Below are 5,032 nucleotides of genomic sequence, written 5' to 3'. Positions count from 1 at the left end.
GAGCAGTCAGGCCTGGGGTATATTGGCGGTCGCGAACATCGGCGATCGCACTGCCAGCGACGGCCAGATGGACCGTTTTCTGGAGAACGACGACAGCAGATCGCGTATTCGCAGCCGAATGCTTCTGGCCGGACTAGCCGGGCTCGGCCGCGTGAGCGAGGGAACGCGCCGCGAGTACGAGGAGAAGCTCGGCGTTAATCTCGATCGGCCAACACGCTGGACGCGGGCGATCAATTCTGCCGCCACCGCCCGCAATCAGGCCCTGGTCGTGCTGTTGGCAGGACTGGGCATGCAGGGCGAACGGTGGGACCAGATGACTTCGGTCCACCTGTTCCACATCGTCCGTGCGCTCAAGCAGGTCGGCTTGGACGCCGAGGCGCGGATGATCGCCGCAGAGGCAGTCGCGCGGACCTGATTTGTCGGCGATCGACGATTTCCTGGCCATGCTGGCTTCCGAAAGAGGTGCGGCAGCCAACACGATCGCCGCATATCGGCGCGACTTGAACCAGGCGCAGGAATGGTTGGGGCCGCTGGAAAGCGCCGCCGCAACTGATCTGGCCAAACTTGAGCACCGCTGGGCGTCGCTGGCCTCCTCTAGTGCCGCACGCAAAGCTTCCGCCCTTCGCCAGTTTTTCGGTTTTCTCGTCGACGAGCATGGCCGGCCCGACGATCCATCGCACGCCCTTCCGCGGCCCGCGATTGGGCGATCATTGCCCAAGATCCTCGATCATGAGGAAATCGCGCAGCTGTTCGCGTGTGCCGAGCAAGAGGCCGTATCGGACGATTCGATTCCCCTCCGCACCTTGACGCTTATCGAGCTGCTCTACGGGTCGGGTTTGAGAGCCAGCGAACTGGTGGCCTTGCCACTCGCGGCAATCCCGCGCGACGCACCACTGATGACGATTACAGGGAAGGGCGGCGTACAGAGGCTCGTCCCCGTGAGCACGCGCGCGGATCAAGCGCTCAGACGCTGGCTAACAGTGCGCCCTCCGGACGGTGGATATCTTTTTCCAAGCGGAGGGTCGCACCTCACTCGCGTTCGGCTTTACCAGCTAGTGAAGGGGCTGGCCGGGCGGGCCGGCATCGATCCGCAGAAGGTCAGTCCGCACGTAATGCGACATGCATTCGCCACGCATCTGCTGGAGGGCGGGGCCGATCTGCGGGTTCTGCAGACCTTGCTGGGACATGCCGATATCTCGACGACCCAGATATACACGCATGTGGACGCCTCGCGCCTCGTGAAGCTGGTCAATGAACGCCATCCGCTTGCGCGCACGCACCCCAGCGACTAGCTCCGCGACATGCAAACCTATCTCGAATTCGAGAAGCCGCTGGCCGAACTCGAAAAGCGTATCGCGGAGATGCGCGCCGCAGCCAATGACGACGCCGTTGATATCGGCGCCGAGCTCGCGCAGCTGGAATCCAAGAGTGCCGAACTGCTGAAACGCACCTACTCCGGCCTCACACCCTGGCAAAAGACGCAGGTGGCACGGCACCCCGCGCGCCCTCATTTTCGGGATTACGTAGAGCTTGCTTTCGACGAGTTCGTTCCGCTCGGGGGTGATCGTGCCTTCGGCGATGATCAGGCGATCATCGGGGGTTTTGCGCGTCTCGGGGAACGACGCGTGATGCTCATCGGCCACGAAAAGGGCCATGATACCTCCAGTCGGATCAAGCACAATTTCGGGATGGGCAAGCCGGAGGGCTATCGGAAGGCGATCAGGCTGATGGAAATGGCGGGTCGCTTCGGCCTGCCCGTGGTCACCCTGGTAGATACATCGGGGGCGTTTCCTGGGATAGAAGCCGAAGAGCGCGGGCAGGCGGAAGCCATCGCTCGGGCTACGGAAGCATGTCTGGCTCTACCGGTCCCGATGGTAGCCGTCATCGTGGGGGAAGGGGGATCGGGCGGGGCCGTGGCGCTCGCAAGCGCCGAGCGGGTCCTGATGCTGGAGCATGCGATCTACTCAGTGATTTCGCCCGAGGGGTGTGCATCGATCCTGTGGCGAACAGCCGAAAAGGCCCCCGATGCGGCCGAGGCGATGAAGGTAAGCGCCCAGGCACTGCTCGAACTTGGCGTGATCGACCGCGTCATCGCCGAACCGGTGGGAGGCGCGCACCGCAACCCGCAAGCGACTGCAACGGCACTGTCCCAGGCCGTTTCGGAAGAACTCGAGACCCTGTCCCATCGAGCGGCGAGCGATTTGATTCGCATGCGCGAGGAGAGGTTCCTGCAACTGGCGGGATAGCGACCTTTCCGCGCCGGCGGGAACTATCGCCGGGTAAATCCTGTTTCCTCCCCATCGAACCGTCGCGCGGCTGGTGGACCGCATCTAGGGGAAGGACCGCTACAATGATTTCCAACGTAAACCTGCGCGTGAAACGCAGGCTGCTTCTTTCGTCTCTGGCGCCGCTGGCCCTGGCAGGCTGCGGAGGGGGCGGAGCAATTCCCAGCGCCAGCGCGCCCATCACGCCGGCCGAGGCGCAGCAAGGCGCAGAATACAACACGCAGATCCTGCAGGAATTCGGCGGAGCGATGAGCGGTCCGCAGGCTACCTACGTCGAAAACATCGGGCAGAATATCGCTGTGCAGTCGGGTCTGGGTAATGCGCGCTCAAGCTTCAATGTCGCCTTGCTAAACAGCCCCGTGAACAACGCCTTCGCGATACCTGGTGGATACATCTACACCACGCGCCAGCTTGTGACGCTCATGAACAACGAGGCCGAACTAGCCGGCGTGCTCGGGCACGAGGTCGCACACGTCGCGGCACGGCATTCGCAGCGTCGCCAGCAGACTGCCCAGCGCAACTCCGTGCTGGGGGCGGTTGGATCGATCCTGTCCGGCGTTCTTCTCGGCAACAGCCAGATTGGGCAGGCTGTCAGCCAGGGTATCCAGCAGGGCAGCCAGCTTCTCACACTCAAGTTTTCCCGCAGTCAGGAACTCGAGGCCGATAAGCTCGGCCAGGAGTATCTGGTAAAGGCCGGTTACGATCCCCACGCCATGGCCACGCTTCTGGCCAGCCTGGCACGGCAGAACAATCTGGACGCGCAAGTCCAGGGCCGGAACGCTTCGATCCCCGAATGGGCGTCTACTCACCCCGATCCAGCGAGCCGCGTGTCCGCAGCCAATCAACGGGCAGGATCGACGGCCGGTCTGACCAATCGCGACACATTTCTGACGCGCATCGATGGTCTGACCTATGGAGACGATCCCGAGCAGGGCGTGATCGAGGGTCAGCGTTTCATCCATCCGGAGCTTCGCTTGTCGTTCACCGCGCCCAACGGTTTCTATATGATCAACGGTACGCGGGCCGTCAGCATCAACGGTCAGAGCGGCCAAGCGCAAATGACTTTGGCGGCCTATAACGGTAATCTTGAATCCTACGTTCGCAGCGTTTTTTCGGCACTCGGCGGACAGAACTCTCAGCTTGCACCGTCCAGTATCCAGCGGACCACGGTAAACGGGATCCCGGCGGCCTATGGCACCGCCCGGGTCAACAGCGGCAACGGCCAGGTCGATGTCACGGTTTTCGCCTATGAATTCGGCAACAACCGCGCCTATCATTTCCAGGCTATAACGGCCGCTGGAAATGCCAATGTCTTCAACCCGATGTTTTCTTCGATGCGCAAGATCACGGCGCAGGAAGCCGCTCAGGTCGTGCCACGCGTAATCGACGTGGTGACAGTCCGGTCGGGGGACACGGTGCAGTCGCTGGCGAGCCGTATGGCATACACCAACGCACAGGTGGAACGGTTCCGCGTTCTGAACGGGCTGGGCAACAACGAAGGCGTCACGCCCGGCCAGAAGGTAAAGATCGTCGTGCGCGGCAGCTGACGATCGGCAAACTTACTCAGCACAAAGCAAAAGCGGCGGGGATTTCCCCGCCGCTTCCACGTTCGATCAAGCTGACCTTACGCGCTGGTGGTCATCTTGTTGCCGACCGTGGTGAAGGTCGACGAAAGGTTGTTGCCGAGGCTCTGCATGGCAGTCATCGCGGCGACGGCGATGAGGGCGGCGATCAGGCCGTATTCGATGGCGGTGGCGCCCTGCTCGTCGCGGGCCAGCTTGTTGAAGAACTTCATGGTCGTCTCCTGGTTCAATCTTCGGTACCCCACCCTCACCGCAGGCTAGAAAAGGCGGTTCGGATTTATTGCTTGTCCCAGAGAAGGGTTTAGAATTTGCTAATTCCGGACCCCGCTCCTGTTAGGCCTGTGCGCTTGTCATCTTGTTCGAAACGCTATCCCAAACCGAGATGGCGTTCTGGCCGAAGGTGGATACACCACCGATCATGGCCAAGAAGACGAGCGCCAGGATCAGCCCATACTCGACAGCCGTGGCGCCGTTCGCGTCGCGTCCCAGTCTTGCGAGAAATTCAAACATCGATTGTTCCCCGGCCATTCGTGTCAGGCTGATGACCAAGAAATACCGGCCTGGCTCTTAAAAAAGTATTGCGTGGAGACGGTTAATTGGAAGAAATCCCGACAACCGTATGGGTGGCTGCGGGGGCCTTGAGCCGGCCGGATGGCCGCTGGCTGATGCACCGCCGGCCACATGGAAAACATCACGGGGGGCTCTGGGAATTTCCCGGGGGGAAGGTGGAACCGGGCGAAACCCCGGCGATTGCGTTGTCTAGGGAGCTGGAGGAGGAACTCGGGATCCGCATTGCTCCATCGCATTTCGAGGCAGCAAGCTTCGCGGAAACCGATGCCGGAGAAAACAGAGCCGGACTTGTAATTCTTCTTTACACCGCAACGCGGTGGGATGGTGAGCCAAGGCCGCTTCAGGCGGGAGCGGCGGTGGATTGGTTCGAGAAAGATGCAATCATCGATCTCGATCTTCCGCCGCTAGATCGCATGTTGTGCCGTCGTTTGTTCGAGAGGTATCCGCCACACGCGAATTCCTAGCCAAAGCCTATTGCCAAGTCTCGAACACCTCCTTATGTGCCCCGCTCCACCGCGCGCCCGTAGCTCAGCTGGATAGAGCACCAGACTACGAATCTGGGGGTCAGAGGTTCGAATCCTTTCGGGCGCGCCA

The 5,032-nt window shown here is 61.5% G+C and carries 6 protein-coding genes, 1 tRNA gene and 1 pseudogene; 6 read left to right on the top strand and 2 right to left on the bottom strand.

What is annotated here, in order from left to right:
* From ACFDTG_RS16060 to ACFDTG_RS16045, 4 genes and pseudogenes are all read left to right on the top strand, one after another.
* Positions 1-415: pseudogene (locus ACFDTG_RS16060) on the top strand (hypothetical protein); the annotation flags it as partial.
* A gap of 1 nt (position 416) precedes the next feature.
* Positions 417-1,292 (top strand): tyrosine recombinase, encoded by an 876-nt coding sequence (locus ACFDTG_RS16055; RefSeq protein WP_375291951.1) that lies wholly within the window; start codon positions 417-419, stop codon positions 1,290-1,292.
* A 9-nt stretch (positions 1,293-1,301) separates the two neighbouring features.
* Complete coding sequence (locus ACFDTG_RS16050) at positions 1,302-2,246, top strand: acetyl-CoA carboxylase carboxyltransferase subunit alpha (protein WP_375291950.1); 945 nt, start codon at positions 1,302-1,304, stop codon at positions 2,244-2,246.
* A gap of 104 nt (positions 2,247-2,350) precedes the next feature.
* Entirely contained in the window at positions 2,351-3,832 is a 1,482-nt protein-coding gene (locus ACFDTG_RS16045) for a M48 family metalloprotease (protein WP_375291949.1), read from the top strand.
* Positions 3,833-3,909: 77 nt separating this feature from the next.
* Here the strand turns inward: ACFDTG_RS16045 and ACFDTG_RS16040 are convergent, their stop codons facing one another.
* Entirely contained in the window at positions 3,910-4,080 is a 171-nt protein-coding gene (locus tag ACFDTG_RS16040; protein ID WP_375291948.1) for a Flp family type IVb pilin, read from the bottom strand.
* 121 nt (positions 4,081-4,201) lie between these two features.
* On the bottom strand, positions 4,202-4,378 hold the full coding sequence (locus tag ACFDTG_RS16035; RefSeq protein ID WP_375291947.1) for a Flp family type IVb pilin: 177 nt from the start codon (positions 4,376-4,378) through the stop codon (positions 4,202-4,204).
* A gap of 113 nt (positions 4,379-4,491) precedes the next feature.
* On the opposite strand from ACFDTG_RS16035, the gene ACFDTG_RS16030 reads away from it, so the two are divergent.
* Both ACFDTG_RS16030 and ACFDTG_RS16025 read left to right on the top strand, forming a co-directional pair.
* Complete coding sequence (locus ACFDTG_RS16030) at positions 4,492-4,902, top strand: (deoxy)nucleoside triphosphate pyrophosphohydrolase (protein ID WP_375291952.1); 411 nt, start codon at positions 4,492-4,494, stop codon at positions 4,900-4,902.
* Positions 4,903-4,955: 53 nt separating this feature from the next.
* Positions 4,956-5,032, top strand: a tRNA-Arg gene (locus ACFDTG_RS16025).

Origin of the sequence: Qipengyuania sp. (assembly GCF_042095715.1) — a bacterium.
GTDB lineage: Bacteria > Pseudomonadota > Alphaproteobacteria > Sphingomonadales > Sphingomonadaceae > Qipengyuania.
Note: the sequence above shows the minus strand (reverse complement) of the source record. Positions and strands in the feature narration are given on the sequence as shown.

Coding starts and splice junctions, on each gene's coding strand:
- ACFDTG_RS16040 (WP_375291948.1), bottom strand. CDS start 4,080: ATGAAGTTCTTCAACAAGCTGGCCCGCGACGAGCAGGGCGCCACCGCC.
- ACFDTG_RS16045 (WP_375291949.1), top strand. CDS start 2,351: ATGATTTCCAACGTAAACCTGCGCGTGAAACGCAGGCTGCTTCTTTCG.
- ACFDTG_RS16035 (WP_375291947.1), bottom strand. CDS start 4,378: ATGTTTGAATTTCTCGCAAGACTGGGACGCGACGCGAACGGCGCCACG.
- ACFDTG_RS16050 (WP_375291950.1), top strand. CDS start 1,302: ATGCAAACCTATCTCGAATTCGAGAAGCCGCTGGCCGAACTCGAAAAG.